The sequence below is a fragment of the Bradyrhizobium canariense genome (assembly GCF_019402665.1).
In the GTDB taxonomy this organism is placed as follows: domain Bacteria; phylum Pseudomonadota; class Alphaproteobacteria; order Rhizobiales; family Xanthobacteraceae; genus Bradyrhizobium; species Bradyrhizobium canariense.
In genome coordinates, this window is sequence record NZ_VSST01000034.1 from 1 (window position 1) to 20,936 (window position 20,936).

Genomic DNA, 20,936 nt, shown 5'->3' on the forward strand with positions numbered 1-20,936 from the left:
CGGCGACGGCAAGAATTTCGACGCGATCGAGCTCTATAGCTGCTTCCCGTGCGTGCCCAAAATGGCGCGGCGGACGCTGGGCCTGGGTGCGGACGTGCAGCCGACCGTAACAGGCGGCCTCACCTTCTTCGGGGCGCCGCTCAACACCTACATGACCCATGCTGCCTGCGCGATGGTGCGGCGCCTGCGCGACGGCGCCAAGCTCGGCCTGCTCTACGGCCAGGGCGGCTTCGTCACCAAGCATCATGCGCTGGTGGTGTCGAAGGCGCCGCCGCGTGAAGCATTGGCACAGGAGACGAGCGTGCAGGCGGCGGCGGACCGCAACAAGCGCGCGGTGCCGGAGTTCGTGACGGAGCCGAGCGGCATGGGCAAGGTCGAGAGCTTTACGGTGCTCTATGGCCGCAGCGGCGATGTCGAGCATGGCGTGGTGATGCTGCGGACGGAAGACGACAGGCGCACGCTGGCGCGGATTCCCGCGGGCGACACGGCGACGTTGGCGCAAGTGCTGAACATGGACCGCACGCCGGTGGGTTCGCTTGGCGAGATCACGATGGCCGCGGATGGCGTTCCGGAGTGGCGCGTGGCGTAGTCTCGTAGGGTGGGTTAGCCGAATGCGTAACCCACCTCTTTTGCTTGCGCGGAGACGAACAGTGGTGAGTTACGCCTTCGGCTAACCCACCCTACAAACTCACCCTACCCCTTCGGCGCCTGCGTCTCCGACGCCGTCGCCGGCTTGCCCTTGGCACCAGTGCCGGTCACGCGGACCTGATCGCCGTCGGACAGGCCGTCCGGTGGTGCCGTGATGACGCGGTCGTCCGCTGCAATTCCCGAGGCGAGCTCGATCTCGCGGCCGAGGTCGCGGGCGATGGTCACGGCCTTGAACAGGACCTTGTCGTCCGGACCGACGGTTGCGACGCGCAGGCCGCTGCCGTTGAAGATCAGCGCACTGGCGGGAATGCTGAGCGGCGCGGAGTCGCGCTGCAGGTTGAGCTTCACGCTGGCGTAGCCGCCCGGCATCAGCTCGCCCGAGGAATTGTCGAGACCAAGTTGCATGCGCGTCGTGCCGGAGGCGACGTCAACCGCCTGCGAGGAGGCTTCCACCGTCGCCTGGAAGGTCCGGTTCGGATACTCCGGCAGCACAATGGCGGCCTTGGCGCCGATCTTGATCGCGGGCACGTAGTTCTGGGGCACGTTGATGTAGACGCGCAGCTTGGTGATGTCGGAGACCACGAACATCGCCGGGCCCGAGCCGCCGCCTGAATTGATCAGCGCACCGACGTCGGTGTCGCGCGCCGTGACCACACCGTCAAACGGAGCGGTGATCTTCTTGTAACCGGCCAGCGCTTCGAGGCGCTCGACATTGGCCTGGCCCGAGCGAACCGCCGCGTTCTTGTTGGAGAGATCGGCGGTACGCTCGTCGATCTCCTGCGCGGAGACGAAGTTGGAGGCGACCAGCGTCTTGCGGCGGTTGAGGGTGGCTTCCGACAGCCTGGCACTGGACTGCTGGCTGGCGAGGTCGGCGCGGGCCTGAAGCAGTTGCTGGTCGAGGTCGGGCGCCTCGATCTCGGCGATCACCTGACCGGCCTTCACCCGCGCACCGATGTCGGCGCTCCAGCTCTTGAGATAGCCGGGAACGCGGGCAAAGATCGGCGCGCGATAATAGGCTTCGAGACGGCCCGGCAAGTCGATGGTCGTATTGAGAGCCTTGGCATTAGGCAGCGTCACCGCGACGCTCGGAACAGCCTGATCATCGGTCCATGCCTTCAGTTTGGAGCCCTGCTCCTCGCGCGCGCGGATGCCGGTGCCCACGACCAGGCCCGCCGCGATCAGCGCCACCACGCCGAAAATGCCCAGTTTCCGGTGCGACACCGGGGAGCGGGATTCAGTGGGCGACATGCGGAGTCTCCAAAGGGGCGGCGGCTTTGCCGCCTTGCTTCTTGTGTACCATACTGAACACCACGGGAACGAACATCAGCGTGGCGAAGGTTGCAAAGATCAGGCCGCCGATCACGGCGCGGCCGAGCGGCGCATTCTGCTCGCCACCCTCGCCGAGCCCCAGGGCCATGGGCGCCATGCCGATGATCATGGCGAGCGCGGTCATCAGCACCGGGCGGAACCGGACGAAGCCGGCTTCCAGCGCCGCGGCGATGGGATCGCCGAGCTCTTCGTAGCGCTCGCGCGCGAACGAGATCACGAGCACGCTGTTGGCGGTGGCAACGCCCATGCACATGATGGCGCCGGTCAGCGCCGGCACCGACAGCGTCGTCTCAGTGGCGAACAGCATCCAGACGATGCCGGCGAGCGCGGCCGGCAGCGCCGTGATGATCACGAAGGGATCGGACCAGGACTGGAAGTTCACGACGATCAGGAAATAGATCAGGACGACCGCGCCGAGCAGGCCGAACAACAAGCCGGTGAAGGCGCTGTTCATGGTCTGCACCTGGCCGAGCAGCACCACCGAAGAGCCTTTCGGCACCTCCTTGGCGGTGTCGGCGATCACCTGGCGGATGTCGGTCGCGACCGCACCGAGATCGCGGCCCGAGGTGGTGGCGAAGATCTGCACCATCGACTGGATGTCGTATTGCGAGACCACCGCGCTCGAGGTCGAGCGCTTGATGTCGGCGATGCCGCCGAGGATCGGCGACTGCGAATTTCCGGCAGCCGTGATCGGCAGCGTCTGCAGCGCGCTGAGCGAATCCATCTGGTATTGCGGCGTCTGCATCACAATCGAATAGGACACGCCGTTATCCGGGTTGAGGTAGTAGGTGGGCGCCACCTGCGAGGAGCCGGCAAGGTTGACCACGAGACTGTTGGTGACGTCGCGCTCGGTCAGGCCGACATATTGCGCGCGGGTGCGGTCGACATCGATGTTGAAGGTCGGGTTGTTTGGCGATTGCTGGATGCGCGCGTCCGCAACGCCGGGAATCCTGCGGACCTTGGCCAGAAGATTGTTGGCATAAGCGAAGTTGGCGCTGAGATTGGCGCCGCGGATCTGCAGATCGATCGGCGCCGGCGCGCCGAAGTTCAGGATCTGGCTGACGATGTCGGCCGGCAGGAAGGCGAAGCTGACGCCGGGGAACAGCCGCGGCAGTTGCTCACGCAGCACGCGCACATGCTCCTCGGTCGGCTTGTGGCCTTCCTTCAGCTTGATCTGGATGTCGCCATCCTGCGGGCCGATCACGCCGGTGTTGTTGTAGGTCATGTTGATGCCGGAGATCGGCATGCCGATGTTGTCGGTCAGCGTTTCGATCTCGCCCGGGATCAGCTTGCGGATCGCCTTCTGCACGTCGGCGAGCTGGTTCGCGGTCTCCTCCACGCGGGTGCCGACCTGGGTGCGGACGTGCATCAGGATGTTGCCGGCATCGACCGCGGGGAAGAAGTTGCGCCCGAGGAAGGGCACCAGCGCGAAGGAGGCGGCGACCACGCAAAGGAAGCCGATCACGAACACCGGACGGTGCGCCAGCGCGAGCCCGAGGAAATTATGGTAGCCGCCGCGAATGCGCTCGAAGCGAGCCTCGAAGCCGCGCTGGAACCAGACCAGGGGATTGCGCGACTTCGGCGGGCCGTCCTCGTGATGGACATGTGCCTGCAACAGATAGTTGGCCATGGTCGGCACCAAGGTACGCGACAGCAGGAATGACCAGATCATCGCGAACATCACCGCTTCCGCCATCGGCACGAACAGGAAGCGCGCCACGCCGGTGAGGAAGAACATCGGCACGAACACGATGCAGATGCAGAGCAGCGAGACGAAGGCCGGCGTCACGATCTGGTTGGCGCCGTCGAGGATCGACTGCTCGACCGGCTTGCCCTGCTCCAGATGGTAGTTGATGTTCTCGATCGTGACGGTGGCATCGTCGACGAGAATGCCGACCGCGAGCGCCAGGCCGCCGAGCGTCATGATGTTCAGCGTCTCGCCGATCGCCGACAGCATGATGATGGCGCCGAGCACGGAGAGCGGGATCGAGACCGCGATGATGACGGTCGAGCGCCAGCTGCCGAGGAACAGCAGGATCATGACGCTGGTGAGCAGCGCCGCGATCACGCCTTCAAACGCGACGCCTTCGATGGCGCCGCGGACGAATACCGACTGATCGCCGATGAAGCCGATCTTGAGCGCGTCCGGCAGCTGGTCCTTGACGTCGATCACCTTCTGCTTGATGCCGGCGATGATGTCGAGCGTCGAGGTCGCGCCCGCCTTCAGCACCATCATCAGCACCGAGCGGTTGCCGTCGACATGGACGATGTTGGTCTGCGGCGGGTTGCCGTCCCGCACAGTCGCGACGTCGCGCACATAGACCATCGCGCCGTTGACGGTCTTGATCGGCAGATTGCCGAGCTCGTCGATCTTCAGCGGCGAATTGTTGAGCTGGATGTTGTACTCGAAGGTGCCGATCTTCTGGGTGCCGACAGGCGTGATCAGGTTCTGCGCAGCCAGCGCATTGGCGACGTCCTGGCCGGACAGGCCGCGGGCCTGGAGCGCGGTCGGGTCGAGGTCGATCTGGATCTGGCGCTGCTTGCCGCCGAACGGATACGGGATTGCAGCACCCGGCACGGTGACCAGCGGCGTACGGAGCTGGTTGATGCCGATATCGGCGAGGTTCTGCTCGGTCAGCCCGTCGCCCGACAGCGCCACCTGGACGATCGGCACGGTGGAGGCGGAGTAATTCAGGATCAGAGGCGGCGTCGCGCCCGGCGGCATCTGCTTGATCAGCGTCTGCGAGATCGCGGTGACCTGCGCATTGGCGGTGCGGATGTCGACGTTCGGCTGGAAGAAGATCTTGATGATGCCAAAGCCGTTATAGGAATTGGCGGTGATGTGCTCGATGTCGTTGACCGTCGTGGTCAGCGCGCGCTGAAACGGCGTGGTGATGCGGCCCGACATCTGGTCGGGCGGCAGGCCGGTGTACTGCCAGACCACGCCGATCACGGGAATGCGGATGTCCGGGAAGATGTCGGTCGGCGTCCGCAGCGCCGCCAGCGGTCCGATGATCAGGAGCAGGAGCGCGAGCACGACAAACGTGTAGGGCCGGCTCAGGGCAATACGGACCAGAGCAATCATTCGCCGGCAAATTCCAGGTCAAGCGAGGATACGGAATCCGCCCCCACGGGGATCCTCTTTACCCTTTACCCGAGCACCGCCGGAAACGCTAATCTCCGGCGGGTTTCCTGCATTCAATTCCCTGCTACCGCACTGCAGAACACGCACTGCGGCCATGCGGCCGCCTCATGCGGCGCGGACCGACCCGAGGAACTTGCCCACTTCGAGCTTCAGCCGGTTGGAATCGCGCGAGAGCATCTGTGCCGCCGACAGTACCTGTGAGGAGGCCGACCCGGTTTCGGTGGCGCCGCGCTCGACCTCGGCGACGTTCGAGCACACCTGCTGCGTGCCCTCCGCCGCGTGCTGCACGTTGCGAGCGATCTCCCGGGTGGCTGCGCCCTGCTCTTCCACGGCGGCCGCGATCGCCGAGGAAATCTCGGACAATTGCGCGATCGTGCCGCTGATCTGGCCAATCGCGCCGACCGAGTCCTGCGTTGCCGTCTGAATGCCGCCAACCTGCTGGCCAATCTCGCCGGTTGCCTTTGCCGTCTGCTCGGCGAGTGCCTTGACCTCGGAGGCAACGACCGCGAAGCCGCGACCGGCTTCGCCGGCGCGCGCGGCCTCGATTGTGGCATTGAGCGCCAGAAGATTGGTCTGACCGGCGATCGCGTTGATGAGTTCTACCACATCGCCGATGCGTGACGCGGCGCGCGACAGCTCGCTGACGCGTTCGGTGGTGATCTGCGCCTGGCTGACGGCCTCGCCTGCGATCCGCGCCGAGTCCTGAACCTGGCGGCTGATCTCGCGAACCGAAGCCGCCATCTCCTCCGCGGCAGAGGCGACAGAATCCACGTTGGCTGAGGCTTCTTCGGAGCCTGCCGCGACCACGGTAGCGAGCTCCATCGCGCGACCCGCCGTGGTGGACAGCGTCGAAGCAGACGCTTCCAACTCGGTCGCGGCTGACGAGACCGTTTCCACGATCTCGCCGATAGCGGCCTCGGCGTCCGCGAGCTTTGCCATCTCGGCCTTGCGCTGCGCCTCTGAGCGCAGCTGCACGGCCTGGACCTCGCCGCGGCTGAAACGGATGATGGTCTGCACCGTCTGCAGGTTGCGTAGCGCCTCGCCAATCTCGTCGTCGCGCTGGATCACGATGCGGTTGTCCAGCTTGTCCTGGACGAGGTTGACCAAGGTGTCGTTGAGCTGCTGCATTGGCCCCTGGACGGCGCGCATGGTCGTAAGGCCGGCGAAGCCGAGGACGGCAGCGCCGGCGGCGGCCAGCAGCGCCAGGCTCAGGCTGGTCGTGCCGCCGGTCGAGAGCGCGCCGCCGATGCCAAGCCCAAGCACGAACAGCAGCTGCAGCGCCATCGTGGTGACCAGGCGCGCCTTCAGCGTTCTGGTGAAGATCGCAAAATGGTCGAGCAGCGAGCGGCGGCGGATGATGCCGGCGTCAACGCGATAACCATGCGGCTTCTTCTCGCGGATTGCAGCGTAGACCTCTTCGGCCAGCTTGCGCTGATCGGCCGGCAATCTGGTGCGGATCGACGTAAAGCCCGTGACCTGCCCGTTCTCGCGAATGGGCGATGCCGTCGCCAGCACCCAGTAGAAATCGCCGTTCTTGCGGCGGTTCTTCACCGCGCCGAGCCACGGCTTGCCGGCCTTCAGCGTGTCCCAGAGATTGTCGAATGCCTCCGGCGGCATGTCGGGGTGACGGACGATGTTGTGCGGCTGGCCCATCAGCTCCGCGGACGTGAAGCCGGCTGCAGCAAGGAAGTCGTCGTTGAAGTAGGTGAGCTTGCCCTTGAGGTCAGTCCGGGAGACGATCAGCGTCTCATCGCTGACGGAATATTCGACATCGGTGACGGGTAAATTCTTGCGCATGCGAGCCCCAAAAGTTGGATGAAATAAGCGGCGATTCCAATCAGGGCTGCTACCGGCGGTCCTTGTGACCATTCTCGTAAGCCGAATTTAACCATCGATGAAGAAGGCACCCGTCCATCTTCCGCGGAACCCCATGATGGTACCTGCTACCGACATCAGGCTACCGGCGCTCGAAAAAAAGAGCGGCGCTTGAGGCGCCGCTCGTTCGTCAATGGATGTTGACGCGGGAGTTTACACCTCGCGCGTCCGTCGTTACGCCGCGCGGACGTAGCTACGCCGCGCGAACGTTGGTCAGGAACTTGCTGACCTCGGTCTTGAGCCGGCCCGAGTCGTTGGACAGCATCTGTGCCGCCGACAGAACCTGCGAGGAGGCCGTGCCGGTCTCGGTTGCGCCGCGCTGCACGTCGGTGATGTTGGATGAGACCTGCTGGGTGCCCTGCGCCGCCTGCTGGACGTTGCGGGCGATCTCCTGGGTCGCGGCGCCCTGCTCTTCCACGGCCGCCGCGATCGCCGAGGAAATCTCCGACAGACGCTCGATGGTCGACGAGATCTCCTTGATGGCGCCGACCGAGTCGTTGGTCGCCGCCTGGATGCCGGAGATCTGCTGGCCGATTTCACCGGTCGCCTTCGCGGTCTGCTCGGCGAGCGCCTTCACCTCGGAGGCGACGACCGCAAAGCCGCGGCCGGCTTCGCCGGCGCGTGCGGCTTCGATGGTCGCGTTGAGCGCCAACAAATTGGTCTGGCCGGCGATGGTGTTGATGAGCTCGACGACGTCGCCGATGCGCGAGGCCGCCTTGGAGAGCTCGCTGACGCGCTCGGTGGTGGAGCGCGCCTGGCCGACGGCGTCGCCCGCCATTCGCGCCGATTCCTGGACCTGGCGGCTGATCTCGCTCACCGACGAGGCCATCTCCTCGGTCGCCGAAGCGACCGACTGCACGTTGGTCGAGGCTTCCTCCGACGCTCCGGCAACGGTGGTCGCCAGCCGCTGGGAGCGGTCGGCGGTCGAGGTCAGCGTCGAGGCGGAGGCCTCTAACTGAGTCGAGGCCGACGACACGGTCTGGACAATCTCGCCGATCATCGTCTCGAATTCGCGGGTGATGTTGTCGACGCGGCGGCCGCGCTCGATCTTGGCTTCGGCATCGGCGGCGGCAGCCTCGTCGGCGGCCTTCTTGGCGATCAGCGCTTCCTTGAAGATCTGGAGCACATCGGCCATGGCGCCGATCTCGGTCTTCTCACCGCGATGAGGAACTTCGGCGGAAAGCTCGCCCTTGCCCAGCGCCTGCATCGGCTCGATGATCGAGTTGATGCCGCTGGAGACGTCCCGGACCAGGTAGAAGCCGACGCCGATCCCGACGACGACGGCCGCGCCGAGGATGATCGAGACGAGCATGAAGGCATAGTAGTAGCTGTCGGCGGCATCCTGCGCGGCCTGGTCTCCGCCCTTGGTATTGAGCTCGATGTCCTTGGTCAGGATCGCGTCGGCCTCGAGGCCGATCTTGTTGACCGTCTTGGTGTTCAGCTCCTGGGCCTCATGCGGGACCTTGCCGGCCTCCTTGCGCGAGAGCGCCATGACGTCTTCGGTGCCCTTCTTATAGTCGTCCCAGAGCTTGGCCCAATCGTTGTAGAGCTTCCGCTCTTCGGGCGAGGTGATCATCGGCTCGTAGGCCTTGCGGGCCTTGGCGAGCGCCTCGATCACCGTGGCGCCCGTCTTCTCGTTGGCGAGCTTGTCTTCAAGGGTTTCCGACAGCATGTGCTGACGAACCACGTTGCGATAGGTGATGACCGATGCCCGAAGCTCGCCCAGCACCCGCACGCTGGGCATCCAGCTCGTGGTGATCTCGGTGGTATTGGCGTTCATCGACCGCATCTTCATGACGGCGAGCAGGCCCATGCCGGCCATCGCGACCAGCAGGAACGCCACGACACTGATGATCTTGGCGCGAATGGAAATGGTGGCGAGCATAATCGGGTCTCTTTGTGCTGGCGCGGCGGCGCGTCCGGAAATTTTACGAATCAACCTAAGGGAGCAGCACCGACATCCAACACCAGAGCACCTGAGCAGATGTTAACGACGACTCCGTACGAGCACGAAGCCCGAAACAAATGAACAGGGCGCTAAAAATGCCCTGCGCTCAGCGCATGAGCCCAAGCGCGTCGGAGAAAAACTCCGGGCCGCCGAAATTGCCGGACTTCAAGGCGAGCAACATGTCGCCTTTTTCAGCACCGACTGCACGCAGCACCGGGACGCCGGCTGCGATCTCTACTCCCACGAGAAATCCGGGAATCTTCAACCGATCGACCACGGCGCCGGATGTCTCCCCGCCGGCAACGACCAGGCGCTTGACGCCGGCCCGCACCAAGCCCTCGGCAATGTCGGCCATCGCCTGCTCGATGGCGTGACCGGCCGCGTCGCGACCATGGCGCGCCTGGAGCGCGGCGACCTGATCGGGCGTCGAGCTCGATGCGATCAGGACCGGACCGTCCGCCAGTCGCGGTTTCGCCCAGGCCAGCGCGCGCTGCGCCTCGTCCTCGCCCGTAGTAATACGGCCCGGATCGAGATGCAGCACCGGCATGACACGCTCGGCATTGGCAATCTGCTGAAGCGTCGCCTGCGAGCAGCTTCCGGCCAGGCAAGCCGCCGCTCCGCCGACCGCTACCCCCGCCTCGCTGCTCACCGCGGTCGATGCGATCTTGCCCGTCGACACCAGCGCCCGCGCCAGCCCAAGGCCCATGCCGGAGGCGCCGACCGACAGCCGTTGCTGGACAGCAACAAGGCCGATGGTTTCGAGGTCGCGATCGAACACGGCGTCGATGATCGCCGCGCCAATGCCCTTGCCCGCGAGTTCGGCCAGCCGCGCCCGCACCGCATCCGCGCCGCGCGTGACGGTGGCGAGGTCGACGAGGCCGATTTGCGTCTTGCTCTGGCGCGCCAGCACGCGCACCAGGTTGGAATCGTGCATCGGGTTGAGCGGATGGTCCTTCAGCGGGCTCTCGTTCAGCGGCACGGCGCCGACGAACAGATTGCCCTGGTAGACGGTGCGGCCGGTCTCCGGAAAGGCCGGCGTCACCAGAACGGCGGCCTCGCCGCAATCGGCGCGCAGCGCGTCCATCACCGGGCCGATATTGCCGGCATCGGTGGAATCGAAGGTCGAGCAGATCTTGAACAGCACGTGGCCGGCGCCACGGCCGCGCAGCCATTTGTCAGCCGCGCGCGAGCGCGACACGGCAAGGCCGGCCTCGATCGAACGGCTCTTCAAGGACACCACGACGGCGTCGACCTCGGGCAGCGCGAGATCGTCCGCGGGCACGCCGATGGTCTGCACGGTGCGCAGGCCGGCGCGTGTCAGCGTGTTGGCGAGGTCGGAGGCGCCGGTGTAGTCGTCGGCGATGCAGCCAAGAGATATTTTCGCTGCAAGTGTCACGGCTTCACTCCCGCATAAGGCCTGAACCAGGCAAGGCCGTCGGTGGTCTTGCCGCGGGGATTATATTCGCAGCCGACGAAGCCGGCATAGCCGAGCCGGTCGAGTTCGTCGAACAGGAACGGATAGTTCAGCTCCTCGCCATCAGGCTCGTTGCGCGAGGGGATGCTGGCGATCTGGATGTGGCCGATCACCGGCATCATCTCGCGCAGCCGCATCGTGACGTCGCCATGGATGATCTGGCAGTGATAAATGTCGAACTGCAGTTTCAGGTTCGGAAGCCGCAGCTCCTGGATCAGGTCGCGCGCGAAGCCGAAATCGTTGAGGAAATAGCCGGGCACGTTGCGCGCATTGATCGGCTCGAGCACGATGTCGATGCCGTGCGGCGCAAAGAACTCGGCGGCCCACGCCACCGATTTGTAGAACGCCTCGATCGCGATGCGCTCGCCACGGTTGGCGATGCCCGCCATCAAATGCAGCCGCTTGACGCCGGTCGCTTTGGCGTAAGGCAGCGCGGTCTCCAGGCTCGCCTTGAGCTCGGGGAATCGCGACGGGAGCGCCGCAAAACCCTTCTCGCCGGCATTCCAGTCGCCCGGCGGCAGGTTGAACAGCGCCTGGGTCAAGCCGTTGCGCTTGAGCCGCTCGCCGACCGCCTCGGCCGGATGCTCATAGGGAAAGAGAAACTCGACGGCGGTGAAGCCGGCTGCCGCGGCGGCATCGAAGCGGTCGAGGAACGGCACCTCGGTGAACATCATCGAGAGATTGGCGGCAAAACGGGGCATGGGAATCCTCTTGTCTATTTGTCGCCGGGCAGCTTGACGCCGGTGACCTGCGCATACATCCGCGCCACCGACGCATCATCGTCGCGGCCCATGCCGGCGGCTGATGTCATCAAGAACATCTGGAGCGCTGCGGCGGAGACCGGGACCGGGAATCTGGCACTGCGCGCCATGTCCTGGATAATGCCGAGGTCCTTGACGAAGATCTCGACCGCACTGCGCGGCGTGTAATCGCCGTCGAGCACGTGCGGCATGCGGTTCTCGAACATCCAGGAGTTTCCGGCGGACGCCGTGATCACCTCATAGACCTTGCGGATATCGAGACCCTGCTTGGCCGCGAACGCGATCGCCTCGCTGGCGGCGGCGATATGAACGCCGGCGAGCAACTGGTTGATCATCTTGAAGGCGGCGCCCTGGCCTGCGGCATCCCCGAGCTCGTAGAGCTTTGCGGCCATGGCATCGAGCGCGGGCCGCGCCTTCTCAAACGCAGCCGGACTGCCGGAAGCGAGAATTGTCAGCTCGCCCTGCGCTGCGCGCTGCGCCCCGCCGGAGATCGGCGCATCCAGATAGTGCCGGCCGGTCGCCTCCAACTGCTTGGCGAGACGCCGCGCCACGTCGGGATCCATGGTCGCCGACGACAGGAAGACGCTGTCCTTGGCCATGGTTTCGGCGACGCCATCCTTGCCGAACAGGATCGTCTCGGTCTGCGCCGCATTGACGACGACGCTGACAACGATGTCGGCGCCCTTGGCAGCTTCGGCCGGCGTCTTGGCGCCGGCGCCGCCCTCCGTCACGAAACGCGCGACCGCATCAGCCGAGACGTCGCAGCCGGTGACGACATGACCGGCGCGCTTCAGCGAGGTCGCCATGCCAAACCCCATCGAGCCGAGCCCGATGACGGCGATGCGCTGATTCTGTGACGTGGAGGCGGACATACAACTGATCCTTGCGACGTTTCCCGGAGGGCCGCCCTTTGCGGCAGCTTGGCAACGGAATAACACGGCTTGGCCGCGCTGCCAAAGCGTGAGACAAACGGACATGACGGCCATGAGCAACGAGACATTGCTGCGCGAAGACATTTGCCGCTTCGGACGGTCCCTGTTCGAACGTGGGCTGACGCCCGGCTCCTCCGGCAATATCAGCGTCAGGCTGGACGGCGGCGGCTGGCTGGTGACGCCGACCAATGCCTCGCTCGGCTTCCTCGATCCCGCAAAATTGTCGCGGCTGGACGATCAGGGCCGACTGGTTTCGGGCGATGCGCCGACCAAGGAAGTTCCGCTGCACAATGCGCTCTACGCCGCGCGCGGGAGCGCGAGGGCGATCGTGCACCTGCATTCCACCCATTCGGTCGCGCTGTCGATGCTCCCGGAGATCGACCCGCGCGCCGCGCTGCCGCCGATGACGGCCTATTATCTGATGAAATGCGGCGCCACCGCGCTCGTGCCCTATTACCGGCCCGGCGATCCCGCAGTCGCCGATGCGATCAGAGGGCTGGCGGGGAAATACTCATCCGTGCTGCTCGCCAATCACGGCCCGGTCGTCGCGGGCGACACGCTGGAGGCAGCCGTGTTCGCGACGGAGGAGCTGGAGGAGACGGCGAAGCTGTATCTGATGCTGCGCGGGATGAACCCGCGGTATTTGTCGCCGGAGCAGGTGAACGATCTGGGGAAGGTGTTTGGGCTGATGCTGCCGGAGCACGGGCATTAGGCTCGGCTCTAACCTCGTCATTGCGAGCGCAGCGAAGCAATCCAGAGTCTTTCCGCGGAGGGATTCTGGATTGCTTCGCTGCGCTCGCAATGACGGTTGGCGCTACAGCCCCCGCAATCGTAGCCCGGATGAGCGCAGCGACATGCGGGAACGCTTGCCCCGGATATCGCTTCGCTCATCCGGGCTACGGCAGTGTGCTTGCAGCTACAGCCCCAGATACGCCTTGCGCACGTCGGGATTGCCTTTGATCTCGCTTGCCGCGCCCTGCATCAGCACGCGGCCGGTTTGCAGGATGTAAGCGCGGTCTGCGATTTCCAGGCATTCCGCCATGCGCTGCTCGACGATCAAGACGGTCATGCCGGCGTCGCGGATGCGTTTCACGGCCTGGAAGATCTCGTCGACCAGCTTCGGCATGATGCCCTGCGAGGGCTCGTCCAGCATCAACAGCCGCGGGCGCGTCATCAGCGCGCGGCCGATGGCGAGCATCTGCTGCTCGCCGCCGCTGAGCGTCTCGGCGCGCTGCTCCAGGCGCTCGGAGAGACGCGGAAACAGTTGGAACACGAGATCGAGCGGACTCTCGCGGTCGGCCTCGCCGCGGTAGAGATAGCTGCCGAGGCGCAGATTGTCTCGCACGGAGAGGCGCGGAAACAGTCGGCGGTTCTCCGGCACGTAGGCGATGCCGGTGGCGGTGATGTGGTGCTGCGCCATGCCGTCGAGGCGCTTGCCATCGAACGTCACCGTGCCCGAGCGCGGGCGCTCGGCACCGGCGATGGATTTCAGCAGTGTCGACTTGCCCGCGCCGTTGGCGCCGGCGACGCAGACGATCTCGCCCTTCTGGACCTCGATCGAGACCGCGGAGATCGCGACCAAGCCCTGATAGGCGGTCGTGACTTCACGCACCGACAGCATGACGATCTCCCAGATATGCGCTGATCACCTTGGGATCGCGGACGATTTCAGTGGGCTTGCCCTCGACCAGCACCTTGCCGAGGTCGAGCACGATGGCGCGGTCGACCAGCGGCATCACGATCTCCATGACGTGCTCGACCATCAGCACGGTGATGCCGGCGTCACGCACCTTGCGCACCAGCGCCACACCGGTCTGCGCCTCAGTCGGCGTCAGGCCGGTGAGGACTTCGTCCAGCAGCAGAAGTTTTGGTTCCGTCGCAAGCGCGCGCGCGACTTCGAGGCGGCGCTTTTCGGCCGGCACGAGGTCGCTCGCGAGCACGTTGGCGCGCGCGGCAAGGCCGGTGAATTCGAGCACCTCATGCGCCTTGCGGCGTGCCTCGCGCATCACGGTGTTGCGCACGAGAGCGCCGACGATGACGTTGTCGATAACGGTCATGGTCTCGAAGCTCTTGACGACCTGGAAGGTGCGCCCGACGCCGCGCTGGCAGCGCTCGGCGGCCGGCATGCTGGTGACATCCTCGCCGTCGAACCAGATCGAGCCTTGCGTCGGCGGCAGCACCCCGGCGATGAGATTGAATAGCGTGGACTTGCCGGCACCATTCGGGCCGATCAGACCGACGATCTCGCCGCGGCCGACCGAAATCGAAACGTCGCTGTTGGCGACGAGGCCGCCGAAACGCTGCCAGACGCCGCGGGTTTCAAGCAGTGGGGTCATCGCGTGGCTCCCTTCCGCTTCGCACGAGAGAACAGGCTCACCAGACCCTGCGGCAGGGCGAGCGAAATCAGCACGATTAGCGTGCCGTAGACGATGAGGTCGACGCCGCGGCCGGATCCGCCGATATAGGAGCGTGTCAGCTCCGTCATCGGGATCAGGATCGCCGCCCCTAACACGGGCCCCCAGAGGGTGCCGATGCCGCCAAGCACGGCCGGCAGCGCCATCAGCAGCGAGAACTGGAACCCCATGACGCTTTCAGGATCGATATAGGCGAGAAACTGCGCATAGAAGGCGCCGCCGATGGCAACGAGGAAAGCGGAGACGGCAGCCGCGCCCATCTTGGAGTTGAACACGACGACGCCGAGGCTCTCGGCCGCTTCCGGATTGTCCTTCACCGCGCGCCACCAGAAGCCCCATTTGGAGTCCTCCAGCCACCAGGTGACGAACCAGGCGAGGCTGCACAGCACAAGTGCGAAATAGAAGTATGGCAGCTTGCTGCGCATGAACTGGAATTTCAACCAGCTGTCGCCGCGCACCGGAATGGTGATCCCCATCGCGGCCCCCGCCCATTCCCAATTCTGGAACAGCAGCAAGCCGATCTCGGCGATGACGATGGTCGCGATCACGAAATAATGGCCGCGCAGGCGGAAGAAGGGATAGCCAAGCCCCATCGCGATTGCGGCCGCGACTGCGCCGCCGGCGAGCATGCCGAACCATGGCAGCACGCCGAACTTGGTGAACAGCAGCTCGGTGGTGTAGGCGCCGATGCCGAAATAGAGCGCGTGTCCCAGCGAGATCTGCCCGCAATAGCCGGAGAGAATATTCCAGCTCTGCGACAGCGCCGCATACATCAAAGTCAGGATCAGGATGTTCTGGACGTAGACGTCCTTGATAAACAGGGGAGCGAGCGCCGCCAGGGCGGTCAGCACCGCGGCGATGATGAGGTCGCGGCGGCGCCGCGCGGCAAAATCCTTGTCCATCACATCGATCCGAACAGGCCGCGCGGCCGGATGAAGACGACCAGCAGGTAGACGGCGTAGATGCCGACCGATTTCAGCGACGGCGGCAGCACCAGCGCGGTGGTGGCCTCGACGAGGCCGACAATGATCCCGCCGGCGAAAGCGCCGAACACGCTGCCGAAGCCGCCGAGCGCGACCGTGACGTAGGCGATCAGCGCAAAGGACGCGCCGACGTCGGGATAGATATAGAAGAAGCTTGCCATGATCGCTCCGGCGAGGCCGACCAGCGCGGCACCAAGCCCCCAGCCGAGCGCGAACACGCGGTTCTTGTCGATGCCGACGAGGGCCACCGCGCCGGGATCTTCACGGGTGGCCTCCAGCGCGCGCCCGAAATCGGTGCGATGGATGAAGAAGTAGAGCCCGGCGAAGGCCAGGATCGCAACCAGCGCACCCATGAGCTGCGGCTCCGGCAGGAAGACGCCGGCGATCGAGATCGTCTTGCCGCCGAGCCAGGAATGCGGAACGCTGCGATAATCCGGCGTGAAGAAGAACTGCGCGAGGCCGCGCATCACGATGGCGAGGCCGAAGGTGGAGAAGATCTGCACCATGCCCGCATTGGCCTTGGCCCGCATGGCGAAGCGTACGATCAACAAATAGACCACCGCTCCGAATACGAACAGGGCAGCGGCCACCAGCGGCGCCGACAGCAAGGGGTCGATGGCGAAAAACGTGAACAGGAAGAAGCTCACATACATCGCGATCATCAAGAACTCGCCGTGGGCGAAGTTCACGACGTCCATCAGGCCGAAGATCAGCGCGAGGCCGACGGCGATCAGTCCGTAGAGCAGGCCCATGAGGAGGCCGCTCGCGAGACTTTGGATAATGGTTTGGGCTGTCAAAAGTCTGTCCCCCAACTACGTCCTCATCCTGAGGAGCGCGCACCGCGCGCGTCTCGAAGGATGGCCCAGCCCTCGTCCTTCGAGACGCGGGCTGCGCCCGCTCCTCAGGATGAGGGCGGGAGCTACGATCTGTGCTCCCGCCCGCCGTGTCTTACTTCATCGGCCAGATCGCCTCGGCGATCGCGGCCTGCGGCGGGAAGATGGTGACGAACTTGCCGCCGACATATTGCAGCAGCACCGGGTCGGCGTCGTTGTTCTGGCCCATCTCGTCGAACTTGACGCGCTTCCAGGGCATGATGGTCTGCTCGCCCGGGATGTCGGTGGCGGCGAGCGCGTCGCGGATCTTCTCGCCGTCCGTCGACTTGGCGCGGCTGATGGCGTCGGCGAGGATGATCAGGCCCATGAACTGACGCGAGGTGAGATCGTTGAAATCCTTGCCCGACCGCGTCTTGAACATCTCGTTGATCTTGCCGACCATCGGGCGCTTCTGCGCGAGATCGAGCGAGAAGGTGCCGCGCGAGATCACGCCTTCGAGCTTGTCGCCGACGGCGTCATAGAGCGCCTTCTCGGAGAAGCCGGCGTCCTGCGCCACGATCGCGTTCGGCTTGTAACCGAGCTCGGCCATGGTCTTCACCAGCAGGATGCCGTCGGTGGTGTAGCTCGACGGCATCAGCACGTCGGCGTTGGCGCTCTTGAGCTGCTGCACCTCGGCCGAAAGCGAGGGCGAGTTGGCGCGATACTTGATGTCCGCGACGATCTTGTAGCCGCGCTCGCCGGCGATCTTGGCCTGGGCATTGGCGGAATCGGTGCCGAAGATAGTGTCTTCGTGGAACAGCGACAGCGTCTCGATCTTGGTGCCCTTCTTCTTCAAGGCATCGAAGAAGTCGAACATCGCGGCCGAGTACATCTCGTCGTGCGGGGAGGCGCGGAAGTAATATTTCAGGCCGCGGCGATGCAGGCTGGGTGAGGAATTGTCGGCCGAGACGAACGGGATCTGGTAGCGCTCGCAGATCTGGCTGACGGTGACGGCGACCGCGCTCTGATAGGTGCCGATGATGGCGCAGACCTTCTCCTGCGTGATCAGGCGCTCAGCTTCGGCACGGCCCTTCTGCGGATCGGCCTGATGGTCGGCGAACACGAGGCGCACTTTTGCGCCGCCGAGGCCCGGCAGGCCCTCGCCCTTGGCCAGGGGCAGGTCGAAATCCGTGGCCTTGTTGATGACCTCGAGCGCGGTCTCATAGGCCTTCTGCGCATCGACGCCCTGCTGCGCGCTGCCGCCGGAGAACGGATAGATCACGCCGATCACGACTTCCGAAGTCTGTGCGCGCGCTGCCAGCGGCACGAGCGCGGCCGTAGCGGTGGCTCCCAACAATACGTCGCGGCGAGTGATCGTCATGGCAAAGTCCCCTGTTACTGAATTTCGGCTGATCGAATGAAGCGATTGATGGATGCGGTAAAGCTCGAAGAAGCAGCAAACGCTGCCCACTAAATCACGGCCATGGTCCTGTTCTTGAGATCCGTCACCAGCATCAGGCCCGGCGAATGCGTGATCGCGAACGGCAGCCTGGCAGCATTGATGACCGATTGCGGCGTCACGCCGCACGCCCAGAACACCGGGATCTCGTCGTCTGCAACCGGGACCGGATCGCCGTAATCGGGCTTGGCGATGTCCTTGATGCCGATCAGATGCGGATGGCCGAGATGCACGGGCGCGCCGTGCACGGCCGGATAGCGCGAGGTGATCTGCACCGCGCGGATCGCATCCGCCGGCTTGAACGGACGCATCGACACCACCATGGGACCGGCGAAGGGACCGGACTCGCCGCAGGCGATGTTGGTGCGATACATCGGCACGCGCACATTGTGCTCGATGTGGCGGATCGGCATGCCCTCGTCGAGCAGCGCCTCTTCGAACGAGAAGGAGCAGCCGAGCACGAAGGTCACGAGATCGTCGCGCCAGTGCTTTGTCACATCGGTCGGCTCGTCCACGACCTCGCCGTCGCGCCAGACTCGATAGCGCGGCACGTCGGTGCGGATGTCGAGATCCGCGCCGAGCGCCGGGATGTGCGGACTGCCGACGTCGGACATGCCGATGATCGGACACGGCTTGGGATTGAGCTGGCAGAAGCGGTGGAAGGCGCCGGCATATTCCGCCGGCAGGATCGCCAGATTGCCCTGGACGAAGCCGGGGGCAACGCCGGCGGTGGAGGCGACCAGCCCCTCGCGGTAGGCGAGCCGCGCCTTGCGGCTCGGGAGGGTGTCGGGCGTTTCAGTTTGCTGCACTGCCACCAAAACAGTCATGAGATCGACCTGCCTATAAACTCGACAAAGACAAGCCAACACCACGCGTGCTATAAAGTCTAATCTTCCTTTCTAATCAATATCGATAAATTTCATTTATCGGACGGGAAAATCCTTCCAATGCTGGACTTCAGATCAATCGAGACGTTTCTTTGGGTTGTGAAGCTCGGCAGCTTTCGCGGCGCCGCAGCACGCCTCAACACCACCCAGCCGGCGATCTCGCAGCGCATCGCCCAGCTCGAGCGCGAGATGGGGGTGAAGCTGTTGAACCGCGACCACCGCGTGGCCTCGCCGACGCCGAGCGGCCGGCAGATGATGGTCTATGCGGAGAAGCTGATCGGCCTGCGCGCCGCGATGATCGCCGAGATCGGCGACCGCTCGGCGATGCGCGGCGTGATGCGGCTCGGCGTCGCCGAGACCATCGTGCACACCTGGCTGCCGCGGCTGGTGAAGAGCATGAACGAGGTCTATCCGAACCTGTCGCTGGAGATCGAGGTCGACATCACGCCGAACCTGACCGCGCGCCTGCTTGCGCAGGAGATCGAGCTGGCTTTCGTGGTGGGGCCGCTCTCTGCCTCCGGGGTGCACAATCGCGTCCTCGCCGACTATCCGATCGGCTTTCTCGCCAGCCCCTCGCTCGGCCTCGGCCATGGACCGGTCACGCGGGCCGAGCTCGCGCGGTTTCCGATCATCACGTTTCCGCGGAAGACGCGGCCCTACGAAGTCGTGCGCGAAGTGTTCGACCGGCCGGAGCTGCCGCCGATCCGGCTGCACGCCTCCGCCTCGCTTGCGACCGTCATCCACATGGCGGTCGAGGGTCTCGGCATCGCCGTGATCCCCGACGCCATCGTCGAGAGCGAGCTCGCAGACGGGCGACTGCAACTGCTCGACACCGATCTCAAAATCGCGCCGCTGACATTCACCGCGAGCTGGCTCGCCTCGCCCGACGTCGTGGCGGTGGAGCGGGTCGCAGAGCTTGCATGTCAGATTGCGCAGAGCAGCCTCGCAGTTGACGCGCCCGCGCCGGCGCGTCATTGAAACAGGCGCCGGACAATTGAGAGACTGACCGCATGAGCCGAGCCGCCACCAATTTGCAAATCGATTCCGCCCGCCTCTGGGGCTCCATCCACGAGACCGCGCAGTTCGGCGCGACGGCCAAGGGCGGCGTGCGGCGGCTGACGCTGAGCGCGGAGGACAAGCTGGTGCGCGACTGGTTCCGCAAGGCCTGCGAGGACGCCGGCTTAGAGGTGCACACCGATGCGCTCGGCTCGCAATTCGGCCTGCGCAAGGGTCGCGACATGTCGAAGCTGCCCGTCGGCATCGGCTCGCATCTCGACACCCAGCCCACCGGCGGCAAATATGACGGCATTCTGGGAACGCTCGGTGCGCTCGAAGTGATCCGCACGCTGAACGATGCCGGAATCGAAACCGAAGCGCCGATCTGCGTCGTCAACTGGACCAACGAAGAGGGCTCACGCTTCGCTCCCGCGATGATGGCCTCCGCCGCCTATGTCGGCGACTTCACCACCGACGACATCCTGTCGCGCAAGGACGCCGATGGCACCACCATCGGCCAGGCGCTCGACGGCATCGGCTATCGCGGCGACAAGCCGGTCGGGTTCCAGAAGCTCGGCTGCTTCGTCGAGCTGCACATCGAGCAGGGCCCGATCCTGGAGGCCGAAGGCAAGACCATCGGTGTGGTCGATTCCGGCCAGGGCGTGCTCTGGTACGACGGCAAGATTTCCGGCTTCGAGAGTCATGCCGGATCGACACCGATGCCGCTGCGGCGCGATGCGCTGGCGACGCTGTCCGAGATCGTGCTGGCGATGGAAGCCATTGCGAGGAAGCACGGGCCGAAGGCAGTCGGCACCATCGGCGAGGCCGTGATCGCAAACCCTTCACGCAACGTCATTCCCGGCGAGATCGCCTTCACCATGGATTGCCGCAGCGCGGATGACGCGATCATGGATGCGCTCGATCGCGATCTTCGTAGCGCGATTGCCGAGATCGCCGCACGCCGCAAGGTCGAGGTGAAGATCGACCTGGTCTGGCGCAAGCCGCCGACGCATTTCGATCCGAAGCTCATTGCAGCGGTGGAAAACGCGGCGAAGACGCTCGGCTACTCCTCTCGCCGCATTACCTCCGGCGCCGGCCACGACGCCTGCAATCTCAACACAATCATGCCCGCCGCAATGGTGTTCGTGCCCTGCAAGGACGGCATCAGCCACAACGAGCTGGAAGACGCTACGCAGCCCGATTGCGCCGCGGGCACCAACGTCCTCATGCACACGGTGCTGGCGATCGCCGGCGTCGCATCCTGACCGGAGAG

The 20,936-nt window shown here is 65.0% G+C and carries 17 protein-coding genes; 4 read left to right on the forward strand and 13 right to left on the reverse strand.

Features of this window, described 5'->3' with window-relative positions; genetic code table 11:
* The coding region (locus FXB41_RS17765; RefSeq protein ID WP_512699620.1) for a TLP1 C-terminal extension domain-containing protein at positions 1 to 589 on the forward strand (589 nt) is incomplete at its 5' end.
* Between the two features lie 104 nt (positions 590 to 693).
* Here the strand turns inward: FXB41_RS17765 and FXB41_RS17770 are convergent.
* The 7 genes from FXB41_RS17770 to ltnD form a co-directional block, all read right to left on the reverse strand.
* On the reverse strand, positions 694 to 1,896 hold the full coding sequence (locus FXB41_RS17770; RefSeq protein WP_219682654.1) for an efflux RND transporter periplasmic adaptor subunit: 1,203 nt from the start codon (positions 1,894 to 1,896) through the stop codon (positions 694 to 696).
* A complete protein-coding gene (locus tag FXB41_RS17775) occupies positions 1,883 to 5,062 on the reverse strand; it encodes an efflux RND transporter permease subunit (RefSeq protein WP_219682655.1) in 3,180 nt (1,059 codons plus the stop codon). The genes FXB41_RS17770 and FXB41_RS17775 overlap by 14 nt, the downstream gene beginning before the upstream one ends.
* Before the next feature lie 165 nt (positions 5,063 to 5,227).
* The gene (locus FXB41_RS17780) at positions 5,228 to 6,919 is read right to left on the reverse strand and encodes a methyl-accepting chemotaxis protein (protein ID WP_219682656.1); all 1,692 of its coding nucleotides are present in this window, start codon (positions 6,917 to 6,919) and stop codon (positions 5,228 to 5,230) included.
* A gap of 271 nt (positions 6,920 to 7,190) precedes the next feature.
* Positions 7,191 to 8,882, reverse strand: coding sequence for a methyl-accepting chemotaxis protein (locus tag FXB41_RS17785; protein WP_219682657.1), 1,692 nt, complete (start codon positions 8,880 to 8,882; stop codon positions 7,191 to 7,193).
* 169 nt (positions 8,883 to 9,051) lie between these two features.
* Positions 9,052 to 10,341 (reverse strand): 3-oxo-tetronate kinase, encoded by a 1,290-nt coding sequence (otnK, locus tag FXB41_RS17790; protein WP_219682658.1) that lies wholly within the window; start codon positions 10,339 to 10,341, stop codon positions 9,052 to 9,054.
* The gene (gene otnI, locus FXB41_RS17795) at positions 10,338 to 11,120 is read right to left on the reverse strand and encodes a 2-oxo-tetronate isomerase (RefSeq protein ID WP_219682659.1); all 783 of its coding nucleotides are present in this window, start codon (positions 11,118 to 11,120) and stop codon (positions 10,338 to 10,340) included. Before otnI ends, otnK begins: the two co-directional genes overlap by 4 nt.
* A gap of 14 nt (positions 11,121 to 11,134) precedes the next feature.
* The gene (gene ltnD / locus FXB41_RS17800) at positions 11,135 to 12,052 is read right to left on the reverse strand and encodes an L-threonate dehydrogenase (protein WP_007593728.1); all 918 of its coding nucleotides are present in this window, start codon (positions 12,050 to 12,052) and stop codon (positions 11,135 to 11,137) included.
* Positions 12,053 to 12,155: 103 nt separating this feature from the next.
* On the opposite strand from ltnD, the gene otnC reads away from it, so the two are divergent.
* Positions 12,156 to 12,824 carry a 3-oxo-tetronate 4-phosphate decarboxylase gene (gene otnC / locus FXB41_RS17805; protein WP_219682660.1) on the forward strand — a complete coding sequence of 223 codons (669 nt, stop codon included), beginning with the start codon at positions 12,156 to 12,158 and terminating at the stop codon, positions 12,822 to 12,824.
* A gap of 204 nt (positions 12,825 to 13,028) precedes the next feature.
* Here otnC and FXB41_RS17810 read toward each other — a convergent pair whose 3' ends face one another.
* The 6 genes from FXB41_RS17810 to FXB41_RS17835 all read right to left on the reverse strand — a co-directional run bounded on the left by FXB41_RS17810 (position 13,029) and on the right by FXB41_RS17835 (position 18,607).
* Positions 13,029 to 13,733, reverse strand: a complete 705-nt coding sequence (locus FXB41_RS17810) for an ABC transporter ATP-binding protein (RefSeq protein WP_007593731.1) — start codon at positions 13,731 to 13,733, stop codon at positions 13,029 to 13,031.
* Positions 13,717 to 14,448 carry an ABC transporter ATP-binding protein gene (locus tag FXB41_RS17815; protein ID WP_007593737.1) on the reverse strand — a complete coding sequence of 244 codons (732 nt, stop codon included), beginning with the start codon at positions 14,446 to 14,448 and terminating at the stop codon, positions 13,717 to 13,719. The genes FXB41_RS17810 and FXB41_RS17815 overlap by 17 nt, the downstream gene beginning before the upstream one ends.
* Positions 14,445 to 15,428: a branched-chain amino acid ABC transporter permease gene (locus tag FXB41_RS17820; protein WP_007593738.1), complete on the reverse strand. Its 984-nt coding sequence runs from the start codon at positions 15,426 to 15,428 to the stop codon at positions 14,445 to 14,447. Before FXB41_RS17820 ends, FXB41_RS17815 begins: the two co-directional genes overlap by 4 nt.
* Positions 15,428 to 16,306, reverse strand: coding sequence for a branched-chain amino acid ABC transporter permease (locus tag FXB41_RS17825; protein WP_007593739.1), 879 nt, complete (start codon positions 16,304 to 16,306; stop codon positions 15,428 to 15,430). The genes FXB41_RS17820 and FXB41_RS17825 overlap by 1 nt, the downstream gene beginning before the upstream one ends.
* Positions 16,307 to 16,457: 151 nt before the next feature.
* Positions 16,458 to 17,702, reverse strand: coding sequence for an ABC transporter substrate-binding protein (locus FXB41_RS17830; RefSeq protein ID WP_007593741.1), 1,245 nt, complete (start codon positions 17,700 to 17,702; stop codon positions 16,458 to 16,460).
* 89 nt (positions 17,703 to 17,791) lie between these two features.
* Positions 17,792 to 18,607 (reverse strand): putative hydro-lyase, encoded by an 816-nt coding sequence (locus FXB41_RS17835; protein ID WP_007593743.1) that lies wholly within the window; start codon positions 18,605 to 18,607, stop codon positions 17,792 to 17,794.
* Between the two features lie 120 nt (positions 18,608 to 18,727).
* Between FXB41_RS17835 and FXB41_RS17840 the strand changes: the two genes are divergently transcribed.
* Both FXB41_RS17840 and FXB41_RS17845 read left to right on the forward strand, forming a co-directional pair.
* Positions 18,728 to 19,645, forward strand: coding sequence for a LysR family transcriptional regulator (locus FXB41_RS17840; protein ID WP_007593745.1), 918 nt, complete (start codon positions 18,728 to 18,730; stop codon positions 19,643 to 19,645).
* 32 nt (positions 19,646 to 19,677) lie between these two features.
* Positions 19,678 to 20,928: a Zn-dependent hydrolase gene (locus FXB41_RS17845; protein WP_219682661.1), complete on the forward strand. Its 1,251-nt coding sequence runs from the start codon at positions 19,678 to 19,680 to the stop codon at positions 20,926 to 20,928.
* Positions 20,929 to 20,936: the final 8 nt, after the last annotated feature.

Bases quoted from the DNA above. Each gene is read 5' to 3' on its own strand.
- otnI (WP_219682659.1), bottom strand. From the start codon at position 11,120: ATGCCCCGTTTTGCCGCCAATCTCTCGATGATGTTCACCGAGGTGCCG.
- FXB41_RS17830 (WP_007593741.1), bottom strand. From the start codon at position 17,702: ATGACGATCACTCGCCGCGACGTATTGTTGGGAGCCACCGCTACGGCC.
- otnC (WP_219682660.1), top strand. From the start codon at position 12,156: ATGACGGCCATGAGCAACGAGACATTGCTGCGCGAAGACATTTGCCGC.
- FXB41_RS17840 (WP_007593745.1), top strand. From the start codon at position 18,728: ATGCTGGACTTCAGATCAATCGAGACGTTTCTTTGGGTTGTGAAGCTC.
- FXB41_RS17775 (WP_219682655.1), bottom strand. From the start codon at position 5,062: ATGATTGCTCTGGTCCGTATTGCCCTGAGCCGGCCCTACACGTTTGTC.
- FXB41_RS17820 (WP_007593738.1), bottom strand. From the start codon at position 15,428: ATGGACAAGGATTTTGCCGCGCGGCGCCGCCGCGACCTCATCATCGCC.
- FXB41_RS17810 (WP_007593731.1), bottom strand. From the start codon at position 13,733: ATGCTGTCGGTGCGTGAAGTCACGACCGCCTATCAGGGCTTGGTCGCG.
- FXB41_RS17845 (WP_219682661.1), top strand. From the start codon at position 19,678: ATGAGCCGAGCCGCCACCAATTTGCAAATCGATTCCGCCCGCCTCTGG.
- FXB41_RS17770 (WP_219682654.1), bottom strand. From the start codon at position 1,896: ATGTCGCCCACTGAATCCCGCTCCCCGGTGTCGCACCGGAAACTGGGC.
- FXB41_RS17815 (WP_007593737.1), bottom strand. From the start codon at position 14,448: ATGACCCCACTGCTTGAAACCCGCGGCGTCTGGCAGCGTTTCGGCGGC.
- FXB41_RS17835 (WP_007593743.1), bottom strand. From the start codon at position 18,607: ATGACTGTTTTGGTGGCAGTGCAGCAAACTGAAACGCCCGACACCCTC.
- FXB41_RS17785 (WP_219682657.1), bottom strand. From the start codon at position 8,882: ATGCTCGCCACCATTTCCATTCGCGCCAAGATCATCAGTGTCGTGGCG.
- FXB41_RS17780 (WP_219682656.1), bottom strand. From the start codon at position 6,919: ATGCGCAAGAATTTACCCGTCACCGATGTCGAATATTCCGTCAGCGAT.
- ltnD (WP_007593728.1), bottom strand. From the start codon at position 12,052: ATGTCCGCCTCCACGTCACAGAATCAGCGCATCGCCGTCATCGGGCTC.